Below are 25,045 nucleotides of genomic sequence, written 5' to 3'. Positions count from 1 at the left end.
CGCTTATCAGCAGATCCCGAAAGATCCACCATCGCGTCCGCCATCAAGCGCCCACACTTATCGGCTGTTAATTTTTAAAGATCGGTCCGCATTCACCACCAAAACCGTGCCCCGCTTCAACCACCCGGCACCGCTTCGTTCTGCGTCGCTGCATCAGCAGCAGAGAAACGAGATTATGAAGAACGTTTGCTTCGTCGTCAACAGGTTTTTTTAACTTCGCTAACCTCTCAACCACCCGCAAAGCCTTGCCACAACTGGCTTCCCGCTTCCCCGCGCCTTCTTCTGAAAGCGCGAAAGAACGAGATTCTAGCCACCTCATCCGCGCCTTGCAAGCGTTATTTTTGAGAACCGGTTTGGGCTGGAAAAACGGCGCTCCGGAAGATTGAAGACGCGATCCCCGCGAGCGGGGATGCTATCGATCAGACTGTGACCTGCTTCTCCATCAGCCGCTCGACGATACGCAGAAAGTGGTCGATAGAGGGTGTGCTGCGGTTCGCCTCTTTCGCGCGATCGTCCCATTTGCGCAGACGTAAGGCGTCTTCCGCATAAGGTTTGGCGAGGAAGGCACGCGCTTCTTCGCTGCTATAGATACCGCCCTGCAATTCGAGGCTTCGCACGGAATCGGCCGACAGCTGACCGAAGTACGTCTCATCGATCGCGCACAGGCAGCGCTTGGCGTCCACATGCAGACGGATCGGTTCGAGCACCGCTTCCGGCAGCACGGGCCGCAGGAACGGCAACGCAAAATACTGATGCAGGTCGTCGATGCCCCGCTCCGTCGGCGTTTCGCCCTGCTGGTTCAGCAGGTGACCGAGGTCGTGCAGGAACGCCGCGGCGATCAGTTCGTCGCTCGCGCCCGCTTCCTCTGCGAGCGCGCCGCTCTGCAATGCATGCTCGAGCTGCGTGACCGGCTCGCCGCTATAGGCGATGTCGCCATATCGATCGAACAATGTGCGGATGTCGTCCAGACTTAATGCCACGCTCTTACTCCCACGGTAACGAAAACGTCTTGAGGTTCGTGAAGCTCTTCATCGCTTCCTGAACGCCTTCCTTGTAGCCAAGGCCCGAATCCTTGATGCCACCAAACGGCGTGAGCTCCGACCGGTAGCCTGGCACTTCCCATACGTTCACCGTGCCCACCCGCAGTTCGTTGACGAAGCGGAGGATCGCATCCTGCCGGTTCGTGCAGACGCCCGACGACAATCCGAACGCCGTGCCGTTGCTGATCCCGATGGCGTCGTCGAGCGTGTCGAACGTGATGATGGGCGACACCGGGCCGAACGTCTCCTCGCGCACGAGCGCCATCGACGGGTCGACCTGGTCGAGCACCGTCGGCGAATACAGCGCGCCGCGACGCTGGTTGCCCAAAAGTAGCCGCGCGCCCAGCGCGACCGCTTCGTTCACGCGCGACTCGAAGAACATGGCAGCGGCTTCATCGATAACGGTACCCATCTGGTTTGCCGCGTCGAATGGATCGCCGTAAGACCAGGCGCGGGTTTTCTCAACGACCAGTTCGGTGAAACGCGCCGCGACGCTCTTTTGCACAAGCATGCGTTTGACTGCCGTGCAGCGCTGCCCCGAGTTCTTATATGAGCCTTGCACCGCCAGCGTGGCTGCGCGTTCGAGGTCGGCGTCTTCGAGCACGATCAGCGGGTCGTTGCCGCCGAGTTCCAGCACAACGCGTCGGTAGCCGGCGCGGGCAGCGATGTGTTTGCCGATCGCGACACCGCCCGTGAACGTCACAAGCTCGGCGTGCGGGTTGGTCACGAGTTCATCAGCGATTTCGCGCGGGTCGCCAGTGATGACCTGCAGCATCGGTTCGGGCAAACCGGCTTCATACAGGATGTCCGCGAAATAGTACGCAGACAGCGGCACTTTCTCCGATGGCTTCAGCAACACGCAGTTGTTCGTCGCGATTGCCGGCGCCACCTTATGCGCGACCTGGTTCATCGGATGGTTGAACGGCGTAATCGCAACGATCACACCCGCAAGCGGCTCGCGCTGCGTGAACACTCGACGTTTCTTGCCATGCGGTGTGAGATCGCACGAAAAGCTCTGGCCGTCGTCGCGCAACGCCTCGATCGACGAAAACTTCAGCACGTCCGCGACGCGCCCAATTTCGTAACGCGAATCCTGCTTCGACAGGCCGGATTCGCGCGAAATCAGATCCGACGCTTCTTCTGTGCGTTCGCGCAGCAGTGCGGCAGCACGCTCAAGAATCTGCGAGCGCTCATAGCGCGTGAGCTTTGCCTGATAGGCAGCCGCGTATTCGAACGCAGTACGCACGTCGTCCACACTGGCGAGCGGCACCGTGCCCACGCGCAGCCCCGTATAAGGATCGAATACATCGAGCGTGCGCTCGCGCATCGCCCGCTCGCCGTTCAGACGCAGCGCTTCGGCACGAAACGCGGGGTGATCCTTATGCGAGAGCGCATTCATGATTTCACCACGTGGTTGAGCGCAAGATCGAAGATGTCGAAATTGCGCAGGCGACGGCCCTCTGTCGCGGCGCTATCGATCCGTCGATTGAACAGCAGCGGTACCGTCTGCTCGGACAAACCACCATGCGAGCGCAGCGGCACCGTCAGACCAGACAGATCGTGCTGCTCGCGGCGCGTGCCGAGCACGACGTTGCGCGTGCTGACCACGACGATGTCGCCTACGCGGTCGTTCGGCAATTCGAAGCGCTCGCACGCAGCCTTGTTATCGAGCACGACCTCGACGCCCGGCAAACCGCCAATGCGCTCGATGATCTGTGCCGCGCTGACGTCACGCGGCAGATACACGGTCGCGAACGAACCGAGCGCGCCGTGATGAACCACGTACGGATCGGTGATCGGCAAAATCACGCGCGTGGTCTGCTCGCCGAGCCATTCGTCCAGCACGTCCTGCAGGTAGATCACGTTGGGCTCGCCCGTTTCCGGATCGTGCTTTGCGTTCATGCCGTGATCGGCGGTCAGCGCAACGACCCAGCCGAGTGCGTCGAGCTTCGCGAGGTAGCCGTCCATCATCGCGTAGAACGCGTTGGCGCCTTCGGTGCCCGGTGCGGACTTGTGCTGCACGTAGTCAGTGGTCGACAGATACATCAGGTCGAGCTTGCGGGTTTCGGCGAGCCGCACGCCCGCCGCGAACACGAATTCCGACAGCCCCGCGCTATACACATCCGGCACCGGCAGGCCCACCAGATCGAGCACGTTGTCGATGCCGTTTTCCTCAAGCGTCACGCTGTCGGCCTTTTCGGCGGAAAAGCAGATGCCTTTCATCTGCCAGCCGAGCAGCCGGCGCAGCTTGTCTTTGGCTGTGACGACCGCCACCTTCGCGTCCATTTCGGACGCCGCGGCGAGCAATGTGCCGGCGCGCAGATACGCCGGGTCGTTCATCATGACTTCGGCGCCCTTGCCGCCGTTTGCATCCGGATCCCAGAAATAGTTGCCGCAAATGCCATGCACGGAAGGCGGCACGCCACACACGATCGACAGGTTGTTCGGGTTGGTAAAGGACGGAATCACGCAGTCGCCCTTGAAGGCTGCGCCGCCCTTCAGCATCTTGCCGATGAACGGTGCGACGCCGGCCGCGACCGCGGCCTCCAGATAGTCGTATTCGCAACCATCGACACATACGACGACAACCGGCGTCGATGGAAAGGCGTACTGGCGGCCGTTGGCTTCGAAACTGCGTTGAGTCTGGTTTGACATCGTCTTCATCCATTCGCGTCGATCACGCGCGTTCTTCATCAGTCGAGACTGGAGCGGCCGGTACGCCTGAGCGCATTGACCGCTCTCCAGCCGGTTCACAAGCTTGATGCGCACGCTGGCGGCCACCGTTCACATGCGCGCGCATCAGCGCTGCCGCATGTTCCGCGTCACGCGCGGCAAGCGCCGCGAGGATCGCGCGGTGCTCGTCCAGCGAGCGTTCCATCGCGTCGTCGTGCGCGACCAGCGCCGCACGCCGGAACAGATTCAGTTCGCCAACCAGCCGCCTGTACGTCTCGTACAGCTTGCCGTTGCCCGTCGCGGCCACGATCGTGTCGTGAAACGCGACATTGGCACGCGTGTACGCGTCTTCATCCTGTGCGGCGAGCGCCCTTTGCATGCTCTCCAGCAAGCCGCGCAGCGTCGCGAACTGCTTTCCGTCGAGACACACCGCCAGCATCCGGCACGCCGCTTCTTCCAGCACCGCGCGCACGGCGTAAATCTCATCGGCTTCGGCGAGCGTCACGGTGCGCACGAAGACGCCCCGGTTTTTCTCGGTCCGCACCAGCCCGGCCTGCTCCAGCGCGCGGAACGCTTCCCGCACCGGCCCGCGCGACACCTGCAGGCGCGCGGCCCAGTCGGCTTCGTTGAGCTTGTCGCCGGGCGTCAGGTTGCCGTCGGCAATCTGACGCTCGATTGCGTCGCGCACCAGTGTGGTCAACGAATGCCTGCGGACCACGTCAATGGCATCGACGGCAGCGTTTGGCATATTTTCGGTCATTTCGACATTTTTTGCCACATCGATATGCGTGATGCGCCAAAGAAGGCGCATCACTGGAAAATTTTTGAACGGCGGCCGGTCAGTCCACGCGACGGCGTGGGACGCGAGCGGCGATCAGCAGCAACGCAGCGAGCGAAACGAGCAGAAGAATCAGGGAAAGTGCGGACGCAGGCAGGTAGTAGCCACGTTCGACCTGGCCAACGACGACGATCGGCACGGTGGCGAAGCCCGGCGGATAAACGGTCAGCGTGGCGCCCAGTTCACCGAGCGACAGCGCAAAGCCCAGCGCGAGACTCGCGCGGATGGCCGGCACGAGTTGCGGCAGCACCACACGACGCAGCACCATCGAAGGCGGCGCACCGAGACTCGCCGCCGCTTCGCGCAGGATGGTCAATTCAGGCCGCAGCGCGGCGCTCGCACACCGATAGCAGAACGGCAGCACGAGCGCGAGCTGCACGAACACGACGATCGCAGCCGAACTCGACAGATCGACCGGCGCCTTGTGATACGCGATCAACACGGCAAGGCCGAGCACGACGCTCGGCACGCCGTTGGGCATCATCGCAATCGTGTCGACGAACGCGCCCAACCCGCGGCGATCGCGTCCTTCGAGCGCGAGCGCCAGCCACAAGCCCAGCACCGTGCCCAGCACAGCCACGCCGAAGCCGATTTCGAGGCTGGTGGTGAGTGCATCGAAATCGCTGGAACCGAGGCGTTCGAACCAGCGCATGCTGAAACCGTCAGGCAGGATCGTGCCCGACCAGTGCGCCGCGACGCTCGAGAGCGCAACCACGCCCACCGGCAATACGAACAGCCAGAAACACAGCAGCGCAGCAAGACCGAGGAATACGGAGCCCATCATGCGCACGACGATGTTGCGCTTCACCGGCCGGACCCGGTGATGGATGGCCGGCAGCGGAACCGGATCGAGTTCAGCGTCCATTGCCGGCACCTCCTGCCTTGCGTCGGTTGACCTGGCGATACAGCGCGTACAGCGACAGCGACATCGCGAGCATGACGACAGCACCCGCCGCCGCAGTCGGCAGATCGAGGTCGACGGTTGCCGAACTGTAGATCGCGACGGGCAGCGTGATCAGATGCGCGCTGCCGAGCACGAGCAGAATGCCGAACTCGTTTAACGTCAGCAGGAAACAGAGAATCGTGCCGGCCGCGATGCCGGGCCACGCAAGCGGCAGGATCACGCGAAACGCGACCATCCAGCCGTGCGCGCCGAGGCTGCGCGCCGCTTCGATCAGACGCATGTCGAGCGTGGCGAATGAAGCGAGCGTCGGTCGCACGACGAACGGCGCGTAAAACACGACTTCAGCGAGAATCACGCCGCCGATGCCAAACAGAAAGTCGAGCGGCGGGTTCTCCAGATGGAAGAGCCGTTGCAGCCCAATGCTGACCGAGCCCTGCGAGCCGTACAGGAAGATCAGCGTGAACGCGACGAGAAACGATGGAAACGCCACGAACAGTTCGAGGAAGCGGGTCACCATCCGCGCGCCGGGAAACGGCTTGAAGAACAGCAGCGACGCCAGCGCAACGCCCAGCAGCGAAGCGAGCCCGGCGCTTGCGAACAGGATCCACAGCGTCGTACCCACAACGCCACGCGTCTCCGGATTCTGGAAGAACTGCGCATACGCGTGAACGCCGAACCCGTGCGGACCGGAGAGGCTCAACAACACGAGCCGCACGAGCGGATACACCACGAGCGGCCCCAGTATGACGACGAGGAGGAACAGCAGATGCCATTGCGCCGCGCGCTCGCGACGGCGCACCGCCGCCCGGTGTGCCGCGCCGCTGGCCGCCCGATGTGCGTCGGCGAGCGCTTCAGGGCTGGATAAGGACGACATCGTCAGCCTCGTAGTGCAGTGAAATGCGCGCGCCCTTCTCCGGCATCATGCCGTGGCCGCGCTGCATCTGGACCAGAACGGGATCGTTCGGCATGGCGTCGAGTGTGACCGATACCGACAACACCGCGCCGTACCATTCCACCGAAGCGATCGTGCCGTGCAGCTGGCCTTCACCCAGCGGCACGATGCGCATGCTCTCGGGGCGCAGACACGCGACGCGCTCACGCTCGTTGTAGCGCGCGTCGCCCATCGCGAACGCGACCTTCGGCGGCAGCAGGTTCGCCGCGCCCAGATAGCGCGCGACAAACGCATCGTTCGGCGTGTCGTACAGCTGTTGCGGCGTGCCGAGCTGCGCGATGCGGCCGTCGCGCATCAGGAGCGTCCGATCGGACAGCACGAGCGCGTCGTCCTGATCGTGCGTCACGCAGACGATCGTCAGGTTCGGCAGCCGCTCATGCAGCGACTTGAGTTCAGAGCGCACCGACGCGCGCAGATTGGCGTCGAGCGCGGATAGCGGTTCGTCGAGCAGGAGCACGTCCGGCTCGATCACGAGCGCACGCGCCAGCGCGACGCGCTGCTGCATGCCGCCCGACAACTGCGCCGGCATCACGTGCCCGGCATCGCCCAGCTGCACGAGCTTGAGGGCATCGGCGACGCGGCGCGCGATGTCCTTCGAGGGCGTGCGCCGGGCCTTCAGCCCGAACGCAACGTTCTCATATACAGAGAGATGCGGAAAAAGCGCATAGCTCTGGAACAGCAGGCCCAGATTGCGACGATGCGGCGGGACATGCGTCAGATCGCGACCCGCGACCGTCAACGTGCCCGCCAGTCCGTCGGCTTCGATGAAACCGGCGATAAAGCGCAGCAGCGTCGTCTTGCCGCAACCGCTGCGCCCCAGCACGGTCAGCAGTTCGCCGCGCTGGATCGTCAGCGACAGATCATCGAGCACCGTGCGCGAACCGAAGCGCACCGTCAGATGATCGATCTGCACGCCGCCCGGCGTGCCCGAACGCGCATCGCCGAGCGCGTCCGGTTCGGCGCCAAGCGCGCCTGGATGAGCAAGACTGGCCGTATTCACCGGTTTCATCCTCCAACTCTGGATAGTGCTAGTAAAGGACCGTGTATTACTTCGGCTTGACGACTTCGATCTGCTTGCCCGACGTGCCGATCACGTCGTTCTTCCAGCGTGCCGTCCAGTCAGCCTTCTTCGCCATCACCTGGTTCCAGTCCACCGGAATCACCTTCACGCCAGCCGTCGCCTTCTTCACGATTTCGCCGTTCTTGCCGGTGAGCGCCACGTCCGTGCGGCCCGGGATACCGAAGATATCCGGCACCTTCGACTGCACTTCCGTCGACATCAGATAGTCGATCAGCTTCTTGCCGCCAGCCTGGTTCGGACCGTTCTTGATCAGGCCGATGGCGTACGGCAGCTGGAACGTCGTCGGCTGGCCGCCTTCGTGCGCGAGGAAAATCGGCTTGAGCGACAGGCCGCCGTTCGCGGCGTCGTCCAGATCCATCTGCAGGTCGCCGTTCGCGAGCGCGATTTCGTTACGCGAGAGCAGCACGTCGAGATAACCCGTGCCCTTCGTGTGGAACTTCGCGCTTTGTTCCAGCTTCTTCAGGTAGTCGAACGCCTTGTCTTCACCCATCAACGACGTTGTCAGGATGATCACGGCCATGCCGTCGCCCGCTGTCGCCGGGTTCGAATACGCCACCTTGCCGGCGTAATCCGGATGCAGCAGGTCGGCAAACGTCTTCGGCTGGGTCTTCGTGACTTCCGGATTGATCGCGAACGTGAAATAGTTGTTTACGAACGTCGCCCACGAGCCGTCCGACGCCTTCGAGATCGCCGGCACGTTCTTGTAGTTCACGCTTTCGTAGCTCTGCAGGAGGCCCGCCTGGCCCGCCTGCTGGATGAACGGCGGCAGCGTGACGATCACGTCGGCCTTCGGCGCATCCTTTTCGATCGTCGCGCGGTTCACCACTTCGCCGCTACCGGCCGTGACGATGTTGACCTTCACGCCTTCCTTCTTCTCGAACGCCGGCAGCACGTCCTTGTAAAGGTTCTCAAGGCCGTCGGCCGTGTACAGCACCACGGCGTCGGCCGCGTGCGCCTGCATGGCCGCGCCGCCGAACGCCGCTGCGGCCACAAGTGCCGGAAGCAGTTTGCGGACGATGCCGGCCTTCGTGTGAAGTTGATTCTTCTCTGTCATGTCGCTCTCCGAAAGGCAAAAACCAGACGGTCGGGAAAACCCCATACCTGTTGTCATTGCAACGGCTTGACGCCGTGCCCGTTTTTTTTGCATTGCCACAGCCAGATTGCAGATTGCTAACAACCTTACTGATTCATTTCCAGCGAGACGTCCGGCCGACGGAATCTTCCGCAACCCCATGCCTTGCCTCACCGGGCACGGCAAGAATCACAGGTTTCCGTGACAGCGGCATGACTATTTTCACGAATTCCAAAAAATGACACAATTCGCCAATAATATACATATCGCCTGTACACACAAGCTGTACATTTCATCTGACTACGGAGGTTGTGTGATTCTCGGAAACGATCCAATCCTGCTGACGCCGGGGCCGCTTTCGACCTCGCCCGAAACCCGCCAGGCCATGTTGCGTGACTGGGGATCGTGGGACGCTGCCTTTAACCAGATGACGCAGACTGTCTGCACCGACCTGGTCGAAATCGTACATGGCGAAAATGACTACGTGTGCGTGCCGATGCAAGGCAGCGGCACGTTCGCCGTGGAAGCCGCCATCGGCACGCTGGTGCCGCGCAACGGTTGCGTGCTCGTGCCGAACAACGGCGCGTACTGCACGCGGATCATCAAGATCCTGCAGCGCATGGGCATCGCGTACGTCGAGCTTGCGCTGCGCGAGGACGAACCAGTGAGCGCCGCTGCGATCGAAGATGCGTTCAATGGCGACACGCGCATCACGCATGTTGCGCAGGTGCATCTGGAAACGAGCGCCGGCCTGCTGAATCCCCTCGATGACATCGCCGCGCTGTGTCAGCGTCATGGCAAAAGCCTGATCGTCGACGCGATGAGTTCGTTCGGCGCGCTGCCCATCGATCTGCGCAAAGGCGGCATCGACGCACTCGTGTCGGCGAGCGGAAAGTGCCTCGAAGGCGTGCCGGGCATGGGCTTCGTGATCGTGCGACGCAGCGTGCTGCTGGCAAGCGAGGGCCAGTCGCCTTCGCTCGCGCTCGATCTGCATGACCAGTACACGTACATGCAGAAGACCACGCAATGGCGTTTCACGCCGCCGACGCACGTCGTCGCCGCGTTGCGCAACGCGCTCGACCGCTTTATCGCCGAAGGCGGCCAGCCGGCACGCGGCGCGCGTTACCAGCAGAACTGCAAGACCCTGGTCGACGCGATGAAGACGCTCGGCTTCGAGCCGTTCCTCCCGGCCGAGGTCCAGGCGCCCGTGATCGTCACATTCCACGCGCCAAAAGACCCGGCGTGGCGTTTCGCGGACTTCTACGCGGCCGTACGCGACGCCGGTTACGTGCTGTATCCGGGGAAGCTGACGCAGGTGGAAACGTTCCGCGTGGGCTGCATCGGCGCGATCGACGCCAACGAACTGCACAACGCGGTGGCGGCAATCGACCGCTCGCTGAAAAAGCTGGGCGTGCGCGTGCGCTGACGGCAGGCGCGTCGGTGAAATGCAGGGCAAGGCCGCAGGAATCCCGGTGCCTCAGGCGATCAGGATTTCCGGGCCGCGCGTCGCGATCGCCTTCGCCAGCGCGCGGTCCGGAGCAAGTTCGGTCACGAGATAGCGGGCCGATTCGAAGCCGTTGATCCGCACGGGCGTGACGCGGCCGAACTTGGAGTTGTCCGCAACAACGATCACCATGCCCGCCGCCGCGATCATCCGGCTGCGCACTTCCGCGGCCATGCGCGAGTAATCGGTGAGCCATGCGTCGTTCGAAATGCCGCCCGCACCGATCAGCGCGAAATCCGCGTGGTACTGGCTCAACTGGTGGATCGTATCGAGGCCGAACGTGGCGTCTTCGAGCTCGGACAGTTCGCCGCCGAGCACCGTCACACGGTTGTCGTTGCGTCTGCCGAGCAGCAATGCGATGCGCCAGTCGTTCGTGTAGACGGTCAGACGGTGCCGGTCGGTCAACGCGCGCGCGACGGCCTGCGTCGTACTGCCCGAATCGATGATGACCGATGCGCCGTCCGGAATGAACTGCGCGGCCCGTTCGCCGATCGCGCGCTTGGCGCTGGCGTTGGCCGCTTCGCGCGTGTCGAGATCGGGCTCGCGCCGGTCGCTGGACAGCGCGCCGCCGTGGGTCGTCACGATCAGGCCGCGATCGGCCAGCGTGTTCAGATCGCGCCGGATCGTTTCGCGCGACACGTTCAGTTCGCGAACGAGTTCAGCAACCGACAACGCGCCGTTCCTGGCGACCTGCGACAAAATGTATTGATGACGTTGTTCTGCGAGCATCGCTTGGGGTGCCGGGCTGACGGCACACGTGAGTTCGGAAGGCCGGCGTATTGTATTACGCGATCCGCCGGAACGCTCCGCGGCGTGTGCTTCCCTGCTACCCTGAACGCTTCCGCGATGCATCGTCGATGCGCGCTCCGTCAAACGAACTGCCGATGCGCCCCCTGTTTCGCCGATTCCTGCTGCTGTTCCACGCATTGCGCTACGGCGCGCGGCTCATCTGGCTCGCGGCGCCGGAACACCACAAGCTGCGCTGGGCCGCGACACTTGTAAGCCGTCTGCATGGATCCGACAACGCGCGCGCGCGCGTGCACGGCGCGTTGCCGCAGCTCGGTCCGCTCGCGAGCGCGTTTGCCGCCGCGCTCGTCGAACATCCGGAACTCGCGAACGGCACGCTGCACGACGCGATCGACGCCATCGACCACATGCAGGCGCCGCTGCCGCCGCAGGAAGTCGAACGTGCGCTGGAAGCGGCTTTCGGACGTCCGCTTGCCACACTGTTCGCCTCGATCGATCTCACGCCGGTCCGCAACGGCTTTGCCGAACAGACGCACGTCGCCCGTTTGATCGAGCCCGTCGACGGCCACTGCAACGTGTCGCTCAAGCTGCTGCGCCTCGCCGAAGTCGAACAGATCGGCGACGAGGCCGCGATCCTGCGCTGGGTCGCGCGCTGGCTCGAAAAGCTCTCCGGTACCGCGCGCCATCTGCAATTGCGCTCGCTCGCCGCATCGTTTACGCAGGAGTTGCTGCGCCGCTTCGATCTACGCGCCGAAGCCGCCAATCTCAGCCAGACCGGCCATCACTTCGATCGCGACACGCGGATCGCCGTGCCGGCCGTCATCTGGGATCTGTGTACGCCCACCACGCTCGTCGTGCAGCGCATCGATACCCTTTCCGTCGCGAACATCGTCGGATTGCACGCGCATCACATCAAGCTCGCGACGCTCGCCGCGCATATCGTCGAAGTAGTCAGCGAACAGGCGTTCGAGCACGGTTTCTTTCACGCGGCGCTCGACGCCGAACGGGTGCGCGTGAGTATTGAAACCGATACGCTTGGGCGCCTCGTCCTGGCCGATTTCGCGATCATGTCGAGTCTCTCCGCGCAGGAGCGCCATTTCTTTGTTCATGGCGCGAGCGCGCTATTCGAGCAGGAATACGGACACCTCGCCGACCTGCACCGCGACGCCGGTCACGTGCCGCCGGGCACCCGCACCGAGGTGCTCGAAGCGGAACTGCGCACCCGCGCGGAAGCGCATTTCGCAGACGAACCTGAAGCGCGATCCGCCGGCGCGCTGTTTCATCATCTCCTGCACGCGGTACAGCCGTTCGAGGGCAACGTGTCCACGCGGCTCGCGAACGCGCAGCGCTCGTTCGAGCAGGCGGAGACGCTGGCGCGTGCGCTTCATCCCGGCGTCGATACGTGGAACATCGCCCGTCGCACGCTGGCTGCCATCGCGCGGCGGGATCTCGGACATCAAGGCTGGATCAGGCGGATTTCGCAGGAACTGCCGCACCTCGCGCATATCGTGCCGCGCATGCCACAGCTGGCCGTGCGCTACCTCCAGCATCAGCACGAGCAGTCGCACGCGCAGCACGATGCCGAATTCGCACGCGAACTGGGCCGCGAAATCAGGCGCACGCGCGTGCTGCTGTGGGCGTGCGCCGTCGGCGGCGCCGTGCTGGGCGCCGGCGCGATTCTGCTCGCGCAATAACGCCGGTGGAACTTCAGGCGCGGATTGCCCGACGTCCGCGCAAGAGTGCAGCTTCGAACAAGACGCGCACTCAAGCCGTGGACCACACTGCGATCTTTATCCGTCGCGAGCTGTTCGTCGTTCCATGTCCGTACTCATCACCTCCGTGCTGTTCGTCGTCCTGTGGTCGACGGGTTTCGTCGTCGCCCGCGCGATCACGCCGTTCGCCGATCCGAATCTCTATCTGCTGGCGCGCTTCGGCGGAACCGCCGTTCTGTTCACACTCGTCGCACTCGTGACGCGTGCCGTGTGGCCGCGGGGCTGCGATCTGGGCAAGCATCTGCTCGCCGGTGCGTTGCTACAGGGCGTGTATCTCGGCGCGGGGTACTGGGCCGTCGCGCAGGGGCTGAGCGCCGGCGTGATGGCGCTGCTTGGCGCGCTCCAGCCCTTGCTGACCGCGGCCGTCGCCGCGCCGCTCTTTGGCGAACGGCTCTCCCGGCGCGGCTGGAGCGGCATGGTGCTTGGCCTGACCGGTGTCGCGCTCGTGCTCGAGCCCAAGCTCGCCGCAGCCGGCGCACCCGTGCCGCATGGCAGCGCGCCGCCGTGGCTCGTCATCGTCATTTCGATACTCGCGGTCGTCTCGATCACGGCGGGGACGCTGTTTCAGAAGACGTCGCTTGCGAAGGCCGACATACGCAGCGCGAGCGCTGTCCAAAACCTGGGCGCGGCCGCCGTCGCCGCGGTGCTGGCGCTCCTGCTCGGCGAACACCGCTGGATTCCTTCCGCGCAGCTCTGGGCATCGATTGCGTGGGGCGTCGTCATGCTGTCGGGTGTCGGCGTGACGCTGCTCGTGTGGATGGTCAGGCGCGGCGACGCCTCGCGCGCGACGGCGCTGCTCTTTCTCGCGCCGCCGCTTGCCGCGCTCGAAGGCTATATCGGTTTCGGGGAAATGCTGCAGCCCGTGCAGATCGCCGGGTTCATGTTTGCGCTCGCGGGGGTCTGGCTCGCGCGGTCCTGAGCGTCCGGCCTCAGTCCGCTTTGTCGCCGCCGGCCGGCACTTTTGCGTGCGCCTTGCTGCCCGGCGCCGGCGACCACGCGGGGCGCGTCTTGCGCTGCGAATCGACCACGACGATATAGCGTCCCGCCCACGGCGTCGGCTGCCGGTCGGAGTGCAAAACCCAGAGTGGGCTGCCGGAAGCGACGAGCGCTTCGTATTCGGCGTCGAGAATGCCGTGATGATCGAGAAACACGTTCAGCGACGCCGGAATGCGCACGCATCCCTTCGAATGCTGGATGCCCAGTAAAGGCTCCAGCCGGTCAGGATCGGTTGCATGCATCTGAAAGCGCATCTGCGACACACCGCCTTTTCCCCAGCCGCGCTCGCCTTCGGCCCAGCCCAGATCGAAAATGCGCATATCGCGTTTACCGTAACCGCGAATGCCGTTCTGGTTCATCGTGCCTTCGGCGCGAAAATCCATGTTGTCGGGCGTATGTTCGAATACGCCGAGCGGCGTGATGAAATGATCGAATTCCCCGGGGCGCCCCGTCGCGACCGGCGACGCGCCGATCATCTGCCAGTTATCGGCCGGCGCGGCGCGAAAATAGATGAAGAGCGCCTGCACGTTGGCGTTGCGGTCCACCAGCACCACATATTCGCCCGACAGTCCGCCCAGATCTTTTGCTGCCAGCGCCGCCTGCAGACGCGTGCCGTACGCTGCCTGATCCGCCGCCGGAACCTTCAGGCGACGGGTGACCTCGCGCGCGAACACATTGCGCATCAGAAGCGCGCGGCGCGGATCGACCATGCGGGCGGCATCGGATGCCGCAACCGGTGCTGGCGGCGCTGAGGATGCCGGCGCGGCCGGCGCCGCGGGAAGCAGCGGCGGCATCGGCATTGACGCTGCGCCACTGGCCGGCACTGCGACATCCGAGGCAGGGCTGGCGGCAAACGCGAGCACGCACGACAATGCACACACCGAAGCCATGGTCGCGTGGCTCATCCAGCGATGATGCCTGTCGACAGGTCGAGCCTTACCCCGCCGGGCGGCAGCGCCCGCTATTTCACGTTTCGTTTCAGCCTGATCGGGACATGTATCGATGTTCATCTCGTCATTTTTGGGCAAGCCCTTTATTGAATGCATCTCTATCAAGCAGCACGTGACGGGCCCAGACATATTATCCGGCTTCCTCGTCGCCATGGCCGGCGATTGATTGCCCGGCGGCGAACGGGATTCTGACCACCGCCGCCGATTGACCGATTGACCGATTGACCGATTGACCGATTGACCGATTGACCCGATCCCTGCGCGATAACCGCAAGACGAATACCGTTAGATACGCAAAAGGAAAACCGATGACTCTGACCGACGCTGCCCTGCTTCAACGACGCATCATCGAAGAAATGCACGTCGCGGCGCATTTCGATGCGGCGGCAGAAATCGAACGACGCGTCGCGTTTCTCACGCGCTATCTGCGCGACAGCGGATTGAAAACCTATGTACTCGGCATCAGCGGCGGCGTCGATTCGACGACTGCGGGGCGGCTCGCGCAACTCGCCGTCGAACGTCTGCGGGCCGACAATCACGACGCGCGCTTCATCGCCATGCGCCTTCCATACGGCACGCAACACGACGAAGCGGACGCCCAGCAGTCGCTGGCATTCATCCGCGCCGACGAAAATCTGACCGTCGACATCAAGCCTGCCGCCGATGCCATGCTCGCCGCCCTGATCGCAGGCGGCACGCCGTTCAAGGACGCCGCGCATCAGGACTTCATCCACGGCAACATCAAGGCGCGCCAGCGGATGATCGCGCAATACGCAGTGGCCGGCGCGCGGACTGGCGTCGTGATCGGCACCGACCACGCGGCTGAATCTGTGATGGGGTTTTTTACGAAGTTCGGCGACGGCGGCGCCGATGTCTTGCCGCTCGCGGGACTGAACAAGCGCCGGGTACGTGCACTCGCCCGCGCGCTCGGCGCCACGGACACCGTCGCGTCGAAGATACCCACGGCGGATCTGGAGACGCTGCGTCCGCTACGCCCCGACGAAGATGCATACGGCATCACTTACGAATACATCGACGACTTCCTGGAAGGCAAACCCGTCAGCGACGTGGTATACGAGACCGTGTTCCGCTTCTATCACGCAACGCGACACAAACGGGCCCTGCCCTACACGCCATTCGACTGGCCCTCGAACGACTAGCCAGAAAGCACAATGCGCATCGGCACTGACGTGACGATGCGCATTGCCTGCGAACTGGAGAGAACCGGACGATCAGGAGATCGTGACGGCGCGCCTCACTGCTGCTGCCGCTTGTCGGGCTCGTCGCCAAACAGCGAGGAACTGGCTTCGAGCGCGACGCCGTTCATGTGGAGCGCATGTACCTGGCGCGCAATAACCTCACCCACATACGGCACGCTGGCATCCAGCTCGACGACCGCATAGACAGCGGGCGTCCCCACCTCATACACTTCGACTTCGGACGCGTAGTGCCCTAACTCCTTCTTGAGAAAATCACGTACTTGCTGCTCAGTACATGACTCCGGAAAATTCCTGACGGTGAGATTCATGGCGAACCATGATTAACGGGTGCGGTGCTCACTACTGCGCACACGAACAGGCTGCAGACGTTCACGCCTGCTTTTCGCAGCTGCATGACGGATAATCGCCGCGCCGAGCAAAGCCACCGAGATATAAAGAATAGCCATTTCAAATCTCCCCTTTGCATTTCGTCCTGATGTCAGGATAGTCAGAACCTGCTTCAAATGCGATGCGACAATTTGCCTTGACGTAAATCGCGACCGGCATTCCCAGCCGCGACAAGGCGCCCGGCCTCATTCAAAAAACGGAATGCTCTGTTGACCCTGACGTGCCTTGCTCATATGACCGCAAGACGTTTAAATGAACTGTACCTGATTGAACGACAAAAAAAATAGCAAGAACAGTTTTTTTCTGGCCCGTCAAACAGGGCCGAAACGGGGGTAGCCACGGCCATTTGCCAGAAAACGGGCGTTGCGGCTGGATATCGAGGTTGTACAGGTTGTTTTACGGGGCGGCCAATGTGTGCATCGAATGCGACACGTTGGCATCGTCCGCCGCCATGCGGTGGGCGAACGTGAGGAAAAGGGCCGCACACGGGTTGAATGCCGCGGCGGACCCTTGCCAGACTGTCGCGTGCGTCGCGTTTTTGATGCGCGTGTGCAGTAACAAGCGAGGCGGCGGGCTGACTTGCGTCAGCTCGCCGTTTCTATTTGCGCCCCGCTTTCAGTTCCTGTTACGCGCCTGCAGGGACCGGATGCGCATCATCGCACCCGTATTCGCCACCGCCGATTCGTACATCTTCGCGAGGTCCGCCTTAAGCGCCGTACGCGATCCGCCGTCGAGATAAATCATGTGTCCCGACGGATAAAAACGCGCCGAAAGATTCTGACGGACCTGATTGCTGACGAGCGGCATTTCCTGCAGATCGAGGATGGTCTGGTAGAACGGAGTGACAAAGTCATAAAACCCGTTCGCGGACAGGACCTTCAGATCGACGTTGAGTGCCATCACCGCAGCCAGATCGCCTGCCGTGTACAGCACGACATTGCCTTTCGAATCAACGCCCTTCTGCGCCCCTGTCGGATCAATGTGGCTGAAATCCCAGTTAGCGAACGCCTGATCGTTGAGATCGGTGAACGAGGAATTCGACGTGAATTTCAACTGTTCATTCAGATAAACGTTCCACATTGCGGTGTACACACCCGTGACGGCAGTCATCGTGGGATCGTTGCCACCCGAGTTCGGGTCGATCTTGCCTGCGATGCCCGTTTCGATGCCGGTAACGCGGCCGTCGTACTCCCCGAGGGCGAGCCCTTTCGATTTCAGCAACGTGGTCAGGAAAAGCGAATTGCCGCGACTGTCGTAGGCCGCGATATCGAGGCTCCACGCCAGCAACGTTGTCTTGTCGATGCCGGTGTATTCGCTCAGCTTCTCGACGGTCGCGTTGTCGGTCGTCGGGAACTTGCGCAACGCGGCCAGGTAATCGGTTCGCGCGAACTGGGCCACTTCTTCAGCGAACGCGCCAAGATCGGTCGGCGTTGGCGCGACGCCGAGCTTGCGGTGATACCAGGCGTCGGCGGCCGCGGTGGGCAGCGCACCGACAGGGTTGCCCGCCTGGGTGTAATCGAGAATCGACGATTGCAGCGTAATGCCGTTCAGATCGACGCCGTCTTCGTGCAGGCGGTACGCGAGGACGCAACTGCGCGCGGTGCCGTACGATTCGCCGAACAGGAACTTCGGCGAATTCCAGCGGCTGTTCTTCGTCAGAAAACGCTTGATGAACTGCTTGATCGAATCGGCGTCCTGATCCACGCCCCAGAAATCGCGGTTCTTATGCGGTGCGATGGCCGCCGAATAACCCGTGCCGACCGGGTTAATGAACACAAGGTCGCTTTTGTCGAGGAGGCTGTCCGGATTGTCCTCCATTGCATACGGCGCCGGCGGCGTAAACCCCGGCATCGATGTCTTGATCCGACGTGGCGCGAACGAACCCAGCAGCACGAACACCGACGACGATCCCGGGCCGCCGTTATAGAAAAACGTCACGGGCCGCGTTTCTTCCTTCTGGTTGTCCTGTGTGAACGCCACGTAGAACATCTTCGCACTTGGCAGCGAACTGCTCGAATCGACCGTGACGAGGTGACCAGCCGTGGCGGTGTAGTTGATCCTGCGCCCACCTATCGTGGCGGTGTGCTTCGTGATTGCTGCGTTTTCGGTGCTGTCGGTGACAGAATCGTCCGGACCGTTGCCGTACGCGACCGGGTCGAAGAACGGTTTGTCTCCTGCCCGATGCGGCACGGCCGCCGCCAACGGCGACTGGGACGCCTCTGAATTGTGCGGCGACTGCGAACTGCCTGAAGCTGACTCGGGATTCGTCATGATCGCTCCATGGGATTCGTTAGCTTCTTGTGAAGTCATGCAAGGTGCTACCCATCATCGACGCAAGCGGGCTATCCGCGCCACCTCTTCGTGACCGACTCACAACCCGCTCGCAAAACTATAGTGCTGCCGCCACTTTCTTTCCATCGGGGCTGCCGAGACCTGTGCACGCGTCCCATCCGGGGCCCGCGGAAAAGCTGCCGTTGTTGCCCTGCGTGATGTCGTTGCAGACACCGTGCGCCTTATAGAGCTTCGGATTCACAAATCCGGCGGGCTGCCCCTTAGCCGAGTTGATACGCGCGATCAGAGCGGCCCAGAGCGGCGCCACCGCGCTCGTGCCGCCGACCACCGTGCGTGCGCCGTCGATCAGGACATCGTAGCCCGTGGTGGGCGATGCATCGCCCGCCACATCGGGCACACCGCGCCCGCTGAGTGCCGTCTTGCCGCCATGTGCCGCCGTGGCCGACAACCCTTTCTGCCAGGCAGGCACTGGAAACGCAGTACTGACGCCGCCTCCGCCCGCGCCGCCGTCCGCGCCGTCGTTCCAGACGACTTCCTGCGTAATCGACGTGCCAGACGCCTGCAGATGCGTGCCGCCGCACGCGAGGACGTACGGGCTCGACGCCGGGAAATCGACGTGCTCGCCACCATCGCCTACGCCGTCGGACGATCCGCTGTCGCCCGATGCAGCACAGACCGTCACGCCCATAGTCGCCGCAGCCTGCAATACGCTGTTGAACGCGTTCAGCGACTGCGAGGTCCAGATCGACTCCGGTCCACCCCAGCTGATCGAGATGACCGAAGGCTTGTGCGTCGTGTCGTGCACCGCGCGGCTCACCGCATCGATGAAACCAGCATCGCTGTTGGTGGTGAAATAGACGGCGATCGTCGCGCCCGGCGCGATGGCGCCTGCGATCTCAATGTCGAGCGTGACTTCGCCGTCGGGTCCGTTCGGGTCTCCGCTCGGCTGGTTGCCACCCTGATCGACGCCGACGGAAACGACCTTCGGCGCGGCAACCCCGAGCCCCGAAAAATAGGACTTGAGATCCGCCGCCTGATAGCCGCCGCCGAGTTCGATGATGCCGATGCATTCGCCCTGCCCGTCGCCAGCCGGGAAGTCGTAGAGTTGAGCGAGTTGCAACGGTGTGAACGCAGCCTGATGCGTTCGTGCCGGTACGAAAGGTGGGCGAATGCGAAAGTGCGGCCGCGCCTGCGGACGGTTGTCGAGCCCTAGCACGGCCGTAACGACGCCGTGCAGGTCATCAGGCACGCTGATCGCGCCGGTTCGGCCCCGGTACTGGCCCATCGAGTGATGTTCAAAATGCTGCAGATGGACATCGAACGCTGCCTGGAAGCTTGCAATCGTGCCGCTCAGTACGACGGTGGCCGCGGCGGCGTCCTCGCGGACAACACTCAGGGCATGCGCCTGCGCGAACGTTTTCAGCTTCGCGATATCGTCCGGTGCGGCGGCGAACCGCTTTGCGAATTCTTCGCGCGAGACGGGTTTCGCTTTCGGGTCGCCCGACTCGATCTGTTTCATCAGCGCCTGGAACTGCGGCTCTTCCTGGCGACGCAGCATGACGACAACCTCGATGGTTTCCGCCGGATCGCAACTGCCGACGACCTTCGACCCCGCCTGCACCACCCGGTCGCTACCAGCCAGTGGATGTTTTGCCATGGTATGGATACTCCTCCGTGCACGGACCTGACGCCATATGGCCTGCACCGCGACTTCGGGAAACCCTGCGCCCCGAAACCCGCACTGCGCCTGCGTTTCAACGACCTCGCTGAACGGTCCGACAAATCCATTCAAACACAGTTCCTCGCGTCGTCATACCTGGCCGTACGGCCAGTTTGCAACGCCCGTCGCTCCCGGTACGATGTTCCCGATCGCGCTATGATTGCGCGGCGCTGCGAATGCAGCGCGACCAGAGAATTCGAGGAACCTCCCCATGTCCATTTCCATGTATCAAGCATCCGTGCCCGTACTCATGCGCGGTCTTACTAACCTGCAGGCGTTTATCGGCAAGGCCGAAGCACACGCTGCGGAAAAGCAGATCGATCCGCTGGTACTGACGGGTGCCCGCCTTTTCCCCGACATGTTGCCGTTGAAACGCCAGGTCTGTATTGCGACCGACACGGCAAAAGGTTGCGCCGCGCGGCTCGCCGGCGTCGAAGCGCCGAAGTACGAAGACTTCGAACAGACCTTCGACGAACTCGACGCCCGTATCCAGAAGACGATCGATTATTTGAAGGAATTCAAGCCTGAACAGATCGATGGTTCCGAAGCGCGGCCGGTCACACTCAAGATGCGTACGGGTCCGGTCGAGTTCGTCGGCCTCAGCTATCTGCTGAACTTCGCGCTGCCCAACTTCTTCTTCCACACGACAACCGCTTACGACATCCTGCGTCATAACGGCGTCGAAGTGGGCAAGCTCGATTTTCTCGGGCGTGACGCGGCTGGCTGACATAGCTGGCCACGCCTGCAGCGGCGACGTGTTTCGATGCGTCGTCGCGCGTGACGCGAAACCGCAGGCACGTGATTACACCCGCGGCTGGAACGCGATGATGCTCATGCCGGCGAGCGTCACCGCGACGCCGGCGAGATCCCACAGCGTCGGCCGAACCTGATCGACAGCCCACAGCCAGAGGATCGCGACCGCGACATACACGCCCCCATATGCGGCGTACACGCGTCCGGCGGCCAAGCCGTGCAGCGTCAGCAGCCACGCGAAGAGCGCGAGACTCAGCGCGCCCGGTACGAGCAGCCATGGCGAGCCGCCCTCTTTCAGCCAGCGCCACGGCAGATAGCAGCCAACGATCTCCGCGATTGCGGTCACGGCATAAAGCAGGAAAGTCTTCATCGTTTTCGCGTGCGGTGGAATGTGTGACGCGTGGGCCGGCAGATGCAGCGCTGCATGGGAGCCACGCCGGCCTGTCTATGGCCTTTATTAACACAATCACTTTGCCGCCGGTGCTGCACGCATGCGAAAGTCGCCGTACCCGTTCAATCGCCCCTCTGTTTCATGACCGTCAAATCTCCCTGCGTCGACATCTGCAAGTTCGACGACAAAACTGGCCTTTGCATTGGCTGCCTGCGTACGCGCGACGAATGCAAAACCTGGAAGAAGATGAAAGACAAACACCGGCGCAAGATCCTCGACGACCGGCCGCGGCGTGCCTCGAAGCTAAAACGATAAAGGTTACGCTGGCGCGGTCGCGAGACGGGCGACCGCGTCAAGCCGCGTCCTGAGTTCAGTCGAGTGACAACCGCAACGCGAAGCCGACGAGCGCGGCGGAAAATGTCCAGCGCTGGACGGTCTGAGCGAGCGGATGAGTCCGCATCCAGTTCGCGATCCGCGCGGCGCCGACGGCGTAGGCCGCGTCGAAACACGCGCCCACGATCAACAGCACGACACCCAGTTCGACCACCTGCGCCGCGACCGGCCCTGCCTCCGGCCGCACGAACTGCGGCAACAGCACGGAACAGAACAGCAATGCCTTTGGATTCAACAGGTTGGTCAGCAAGCCCTTGACGAAGGCAAAACGCAGCGGGCGCTGGCCGGATGTGTCCACGCCACCAGCCGGCAACGCGAAAACCGGCGAGCGGAAAATCTGGACCGCGATCCACGCCAGATACACCGCGCCGCCATACCGAACGACCTCATAAAGCCAGGGCGCACTGCGCAACAGCGCGGCGACGCCGCATGCGGAGAGCGTGACGTGCGTCGCGCGCGCCATCGCCAGACCGCCAGCCGCCGCGAAACCGCTGCGGGCGCCGCGTCCGATACTGGTCTGCATCACGAGCGCCATGTCTGGCCCCGGAACAGCGTAAACGACAGCCAGTGCGGCTACAAAAAGGACCATCAGATGAGCTGAAACCATGATGCACCTCGCGTTATTCAAGGCTCTATCTTGCTATCGTCGTCAGAGCGATTACTGGCGATTTTCGTGAAGTAAATGAGCGGTTGTGGAGGTTTGCACTATCATCCCGGTTTATTTCAGCGCTTTCCACCGATCCATGAACGACGATCTCGACAAGATTGATCGCGCCATTCTGGCCGCGTTGCAAACGGACGGGCGCATGTCCAACGCGCGTCTCGCGGAAACCGTCGGGTTAAGTGAGACGCCATGCGCCCGCCGCCTGAAGCGCCTCGAAAACGACGGCTACATCGAGCGTTATCGCGCGGTGCTTTCGCGCTCGGCGCTGGGCCTCGGCGTGGTCGCGTTTGTCTACGTGCGATTTGCCGTGCATGACCGGGCCGTCGCCATGCGTTTCGAACGCGAAATCCTTGCGATTCCCCGCATCCTGTCGTGTCATAACGTGTCGGGCAGCGCAGACTACGTGCTGCAGGTCGTCGCGCGCGATCTCGACGACTACGGCACATTCATGCGCGACCAACTGCGCAGTCTGCCGGGTGTGACGTCCGTGGAATCGTCGCTGTCGCTGCGTGAAATCAAGGCAAACGGCGGGCTGCCATTGCCCTGAACCTCTGCTTCGGACGGCAGCATCCGCGAACTACCCATGGCATAGTGCGCGCCGGCCGACTATTTTTGCCAGACGAACCCGGAGTTTTCATGAACCACGAACAGGCGCGAGCCGAAGAAAGCAGCGCAATGGAGCGCGTGCTCAACGCGACGAAGAAAGTACAGACGGCGTTCACGTCGCTGCAATCGCAGTTTCCGCCCGCAGGCGATGGCCGTCCTTCTCAAATGGCGTTGCAGACCTTCGACGCTGCACTGCAGGAACTCGAGGACGCGCAGGCCGCCTTCGACGAACTCCTCGGCGATCTGCTTGACGGCAACCGCTAGCCAGACTATTTGCCCTTCCCTGCTGGACCGTTTTTGCTTTGTGACGCGGTTCGCGTTTTTCTTGCCTCACACGTCGCCCAACTCGGAGGGGCGTGATGGGTCTGACCGTTAGTTGCGTTAATGAGCGATCAAAGCGCACGGGTAAACCGGTTCTTTTCCATCAGTCAAAAACCAGGGACATCTGCAGGCAGTCGATGTGAAAACGGACCGCGCCGTGAATGCGCTCCGGCACGCGGGCGTAAGGGTTCATCGCGAGCCGCCCGGTCAACCGATGGCCTCGCAGATCCTGAACGATCTCGCGTTCTCAGCCTTTCAGCCCGGCGAGGCGCAGACGCGCACGCCGACGGCACGCCCGCCCCGGCGCTATACGGACGACGCGCTCGCGTCAATGGTCGATATGTCGTCGACGATTTCGTGCGAATGTCCGCGACACATCACGGAACTGGTGCTGCAACGGTCGGCCTTCGAGCAGTACAGCGACGAGTGCGTGTCGCGCATACCCGCCGACGCCGCGCTGCATCGCTATCCCGGCGAAGTGGCGAACGGGGCGCGCGCGATGTTCGAACTCGCGCTGGAGCGCATCGCCCGCGAGGAGAAATGGACGATCCCTTCGTCCACGAACGTTCGAACGGACGATTGAAGACGAAGACGAAGCCCGGCGTCCACGAGGAACTTTATTCAGTTATCCATATTTAATCGGGCAAAGACGCAAAAAAACCAGACGCGCATGGCAGTAAAACCACATCAAATCCTGTAACGCAGCGCATCGACGAGCACGCCCAGCGCGCGTGAGGACTGCCGGCGGCTCGGATAGTAGAGGTGATAGCCGGGAAAGACCGGACACCAGTCCTTGAGCACGGGCTTCAGTCGCCCTTCGTCGATATACGGCTGCGCGAGATCGGCTGGAATGTAGGTGAGGCCACAACCGGACAGCGCGGCCTGCAGCATCTGGTTCGTTCCATTGAAAACCAGCTGGCCTTCGACGCGCACCCTCACCTCGTGTCCCGCCTTGATGAATTCCCACGCGAAGAGGCCCCCATACGTCGGAAGCCGCAGGTTGATGCAGTTGTGGCCAGTCAGGTCCTGCGGTGTCTTCGGCCGGGTCCGGTTCGTGAAATACGACGGCGCCCCGACCACCGCCATGCGCATGTCCGGCGCGATGCGCACGGCGATCATGTCCTTCGCAACCTGATCGCCGAGCCGCACGCCCAAGTCATAGCGTTGCGCGACGATATCGGTCAGCCCGAAGTCGACGACGATTTCGACGTTGATGTCCGGATAGTCCGGCAGCAGTTCTGCCAGCTTCGGCTGAAGAATCGTGGACGCGGCGTGCTCGTCGGTCGTGATGCGGATCGTGCCCGCCGGCCTGTCGCGAAGCTCGGTCAGCGCAGCCAGTTCCTCGTCGATCTCATCGAAGCGCGGCCCGACGGTCGCCAGTAGTCGCTCGCCGGCGGGCGTCGGCGAGACGCTGCGCGTCGTACGCGTCAGAAGCCGCAGCCCGAGTCTCGCTTCAAGTCCGCGAATCGTATGGCTCAGCGCCGACTGCGACACGCCCAGCTTCGCGGCGGCCCGCGTGAAGCTCCGCTCGCGCGCCACGGCGACGAACGCCAGCAGATCGTTCAGGTTTTCGCGTGCCATTCATGAACCTCACTCATAAGCGTTTGCCGATTCTACCGTCTAGTCTCATGCCCCCACAGCCAGTAAATTGAATGCCGTAGACAACCTGGCGGGCCCACGCGCACGGTTTGAGCGTGGGGCCGCCCCAACAAGGACAGTGCTGGCGATGAACTGACATGACCCAGCAAAAAACAGTCGCGCGCCCTGCG

27 protein-coding genes are annotated in these 25,045 nt (G+C 62.8%); 10 read left to right on the top strand and 17 right to left on the bottom strand.

Annotated elements, in window-relative coordinates:
* The coding region (locus tag LPA36_RS28965) for a hypothetical protein (protein WP_228883948.1) at window positions 1–214 on the top strand (214 nt) is incomplete at its 5' end.
* Between the two features lie 205 nt (window positions 215–419).
* Here LPA36_RS28965 and LPA36_RS28960 read toward each other — a convergent pair.
* The 8 genes from LPA36_RS28960 to phnS form a co-directional block, all read right to left on the bottom strand.
* Window positions 420–980 carry a phosphonate degradation HD-domain oxygenase gene (locus LPA36_RS28960; protein ID WP_228883947.1) on the bottom strand — a complete coding sequence of 187 codons (561 nt, stop codon included), beginning with the start codon at window positions 978–980 and terminating at the stop codon, window positions 420–422.
* 4 nt (window positions 981–984) lie between these two features.
* Window positions 985–2,439 (bottom strand): phosphonoacetaldehyde dehydrogenase, encoded by a 1,455-nt coding sequence (gene phnY / locus LPA36_RS28955; protein WP_228883946.1) that lies wholly within the window; start codon window positions 2,437–2,439, stop codon window positions 985–987.
* Window positions 2,436–3,695, bottom strand: coding sequence for a phosphonoacetate hydrolase (gene phnA, locus LPA36_RS28950; RefSeq protein WP_228883945.1), 1,260 nt, complete (start codon window positions 3,693–3,695; stop codon window positions 2,436–2,438). The genes phnY and phnA overlap by 4 nt, the downstream gene beginning before the upstream one ends.
* Before the next feature lie 22 nt (window positions 3,696–3,717).
* A complete protein-coding gene (locus tag LPA36_RS28945; RefSeq protein ID WP_228883944.1) occupies window positions 3,718–4,473 on the bottom strand; it encodes a phosphonate utilization associated transcriptional regulator in 756 nt (251 codons plus the stop codon).
* 79 nt (window positions 4,474–4,552) lie between these two features.
* Window positions 4,553–5,416: a 2-aminoethylphosphonate ABC transport system, membrane component PhnV gene (gene phnV, locus LPA36_RS28940; protein WP_228883943.1), complete on the bottom strand. Its 864-nt coding sequence runs from the start codon at window positions 5,414–5,416 to the stop codon at window positions 4,553–4,555.
* Window positions 5,406–6,329: a 2-aminoethylphosphonate ABC transporter permease subunit gene (locus tag LPA36_RS28935; RefSeq protein ID WP_228883942.1), complete on the bottom strand. Its 924-nt coding sequence runs from the start codon at window positions 6,327–6,329 to the stop codon at window positions 5,406–5,408. The genes phnV and LPA36_RS28935 overlap by 11 nt, the downstream gene beginning before the upstream one ends.
* Window positions 6,307–7,407 carry a 2-aminoethylphosphonate ABC transport system ATP-binding subunit PhnT gene (gene phnT / locus LPA36_RS28930; protein WP_228883941.1) on the bottom strand — a complete coding sequence of 367 codons (1,101 nt, stop codon included), beginning with the start codon at window positions 7,405–7,407 and terminating at the stop codon, window positions 6,307–6,309. Before phnT ends, LPA36_RS28935 begins: the two co-directional genes overlap by 23 nt.
* Before the next feature lie 46 nt (window positions 7,408–7,453).
* A complete protein-coding gene (gene phnS / locus LPA36_RS28925) occupies window positions 7,454–8,542 on the bottom strand; it encodes a 2-aminoethylphosphonate ABC transporter substrate-binding protein (protein WP_228883940.1) in 1,089 nt (362 codons plus the stop codon).
* Window positions 8,543–8,873: 331 nt separating this feature from the next.
* Here phnS and LPA36_RS28920 point away from each other — a divergent pair, with 331 nt between their 5' ends.
* Entirely contained in the window at window positions 8,874–9,986 is a 1,113-nt protein-coding gene (locus tag LPA36_RS28920) for a 2-aminoethylphosphonate--pyruvate transaminase (protein WP_407674359.1), read from the top strand.
* A gap of 51 nt (window positions 9,987–10,037) precedes the next feature.
* Here the strand turns inward: LPA36_RS28920 and LPA36_RS28915 are convergent, their stop codons facing one another.
* Window positions 10,038–10,793 carry a DeoR/GlpR family DNA-binding transcription regulator gene (locus LPA36_RS28915; protein WP_228883939.1) on the bottom strand — a complete coding sequence of 252 codons (756 nt, stop codon included), beginning with the start codon at window positions 10,791–10,793 and terminating at the stop codon, window positions 10,038–10,040.
* A 155-nt stretch (window positions 10,794–10,948) separates the two neighbouring features.
* Here LPA36_RS28915 and LPA36_RS28910 point away from each other — a divergent pair, with 155 nt between their 5' ends.
* Both LPA36_RS28910 and LPA36_RS28905 read left to right on the top strand, forming a co-directional pair.
* Window positions 10,949–12,505 carry an ABC1 kinase family protein gene (locus tag LPA36_RS28910; RefSeq protein WP_228883938.1) on the top strand — a complete coding sequence of 519 codons (1,557 nt, stop codon included), beginning with the start codon at window positions 10,949–10,951 and terminating at the stop codon, window positions 12,503–12,505.
* Between the two features lie 124 nt (window positions 12,506–12,629).
* Window positions 12,630–13,502: a DMT family transporter gene (locus LPA36_RS28905; RefSeq protein ID WP_228883937.1), complete on the top strand. Its 873-nt coding sequence runs from the start codon at window positions 12,630–12,632 to the stop codon at window positions 13,500–13,502.
* 10 nt (window positions 13,503–13,512) lie between these two features.
* On the opposite strand, the gene LPA36_RS28900 is transcribed toward LPA36_RS28905, so the two are convergent.
* Window positions 13,513–14,484: a L,D-transpeptidase gene (locus LPA36_RS28900; protein ID WP_228883936.1), complete on the bottom strand. Its 972-nt coding sequence runs from the start codon at window positions 14,482–14,484 to the stop codon at window positions 13,513–13,515.
* A 353-nt stretch (window positions 14,485–14,837) separates the two neighbouring features.
* Here LPA36_RS28900 and nadE point away from each other — a divergent pair, with 353 nt between their 5' ends.
* Window positions 14,838–15,689: an ammonia-dependent NAD(+) synthetase gene (gene nadE, locus LPA36_RS28895; RefSeq protein ID WP_228883935.1), complete on the top strand. Its 852-nt coding sequence runs from the start codon at window positions 14,838–14,840 to the stop codon at window positions 15,687–15,689.
* Between the two features lie 95 nt (window positions 15,690–15,784).
* Here nadE and LPA36_RS28890 read toward each other — a convergent pair whose 3' ends face one another.
* From LPA36_RS28890 to LPA36_RS28880, 4 genes are all read right to left on the bottom strand, one after another.
* Window positions 15,785–16,057: an RNA-binding protein gene (locus tag LPA36_RS28890; protein ID WP_228883934.1), complete on the bottom strand. Its 273-nt coding sequence runs from the start codon at window positions 16,055–16,057 to the stop codon at window positions 15,785–15,787.
* A gap of 12 nt (window positions 16,058–16,069) precedes the next feature.
* A complete protein-coding gene (locus LPA36_RS29485; RefSeq protein ID WP_267478911.1) occupies window positions 16,070–16,195 on the bottom strand; it encodes a hypothetical protein in 126 nt (41 codons plus the stop codon).
* 556 nt (window positions 16,196–16,751) lie between these two features.
* Window positions 16,752–18,407 carry a S10 family peptidase gene (locus LPA36_RS28885; RefSeq protein WP_228883933.1) on the bottom strand — a complete coding sequence of 552 codons (1,656 nt, stop codon included), beginning with the start codon at window positions 18,405–18,407 and terminating at the stop codon, window positions 16,752–16,754.
* 118 nt (window positions 18,408–18,525) lie between these two features.
* Window positions 18,526–20,085: a S53 family peptidase gene (locus tag LPA36_RS28880; protein WP_228883932.1), complete on the bottom strand. Its 1,560-nt coding sequence runs from the start codon at window positions 20,083–20,085 to the stop codon at window positions 18,526–18,528.
* Between the two features lie 274 nt (window positions 20,086–20,359).
* Between LPA36_RS28880 and LPA36_RS28875 the strand changes: the two genes are divergently transcribed.
* Window positions 20,360–20,875, top strand: a complete 516-nt coding sequence (locus tag LPA36_RS28875) for a DUF1993 domain-containing protein (RefSeq protein WP_228883931.1) — start codon at window positions 20,360–20,362, stop codon at window positions 20,873–20,875.
* Between the two features lie 75 nt (window positions 20,876–20,950).
* On the opposite strand, the gene LPA36_RS28870 is transcribed toward LPA36_RS28875, so the two are convergent.
* Complete coding sequence (locus LPA36_RS28870) at window positions 20,951–21,271, bottom strand: YnfA family protein (RefSeq protein WP_228883930.1); 321 nt, start codon at window positions 21,269–21,271, stop codon at window positions 20,951–20,953.
* Between the two features lie 162 nt (window positions 21,272–21,433).
* Between LPA36_RS28870 and LPA36_RS28865 the strand changes: the two genes are divergently transcribed.
* Window positions 21,434–21,607 (top strand): DUF1289 domain-containing protein, encoded by a 174-nt coding sequence (locus LPA36_RS28865; RefSeq protein ID WP_228883949.1) that lies wholly within the window; start codon window positions 21,434–21,436, stop codon window positions 21,605–21,607.
* A 55-nt stretch (window positions 21,608–21,662) separates the two neighbouring features.
* Here LPA36_RS28865 and LPA36_RS28860 read toward each other — a convergent pair whose 3' ends face one another.
* Window positions 21,663–22,292 (bottom strand): LysE family translocator, encoded by a 630-nt coding sequence (locus LPA36_RS28860; protein ID WP_228883929.1) that lies wholly within the window; start codon window positions 22,290–22,292, stop codon window positions 21,663–21,665.
* Between the two features lie 136 nt (window positions 22,293–22,428).
* Between LPA36_RS28860 and LPA36_RS28855 the strand changes: the two genes are divergently transcribed.
* From LPA36_RS28855 to LPA36_RS28845, 3 genes are all read left to right on the top strand, one after another.
* A complete protein-coding gene (locus LPA36_RS28855; RefSeq protein WP_228883928.1) occupies window positions 22,429–22,896 on the top strand; it encodes an Lrp/AsnC family transcriptional regulator in 468 nt (155 codons plus the stop codon).
* 89 nt (window positions 22,897–22,985) lie between these two features.
* The gene (locus LPA36_RS28850) at window positions 22,986–23,219 is read left to right on the top strand and encodes a hypothetical protein (RefSeq protein ID WP_228883927.1); all 234 of its coding nucleotides are present in this window, start codon (window positions 22,986–22,988) and stop codon (window positions 23,217–23,219) included.
* Between the two features lie 196 nt (window positions 23,220–23,415).
* The gene (locus LPA36_RS28845) at window positions 23,416–23,859 is read left to right on the top strand and encodes a hypothetical protein (RefSeq protein WP_228883926.1); all 444 of its coding nucleotides are present in this window, start codon (window positions 23,416–23,418) and stop codon (window positions 23,857–23,859) included.
* A gap of 104 nt (window positions 23,860–23,963) precedes the next feature.
* Here LPA36_RS28845 and LPA36_RS28840 read toward each other — a convergent pair whose 3' ends face one another.
* The gene (locus tag LPA36_RS28840; RefSeq protein WP_228883925.1) at window positions 23,964–24,857 is read right to left on the bottom strand and encodes a LysR family transcriptional regulator; all 894 of its coding nucleotides are present in this window, start codon (window positions 24,855–24,857) and stop codon (window positions 23,964–23,966) included.
* Between the last annotated feature and the right edge of the window lie 188 nt (window positions 24,858–25,045).

This window comes from Paraburkholderia saeva (genome assembly GCF_907164555.1).
GTDB classification, from domain to species: domain Bacteria; phylum Pseudomonadota; class Gammaproteobacteria; order Burkholderiales; family Burkholderiaceae; genus Paraburkholderia; species Paraburkholderia saeva.
This window is presented reverse-complemented; position numbering and strand designations above follow the sequence as displayed.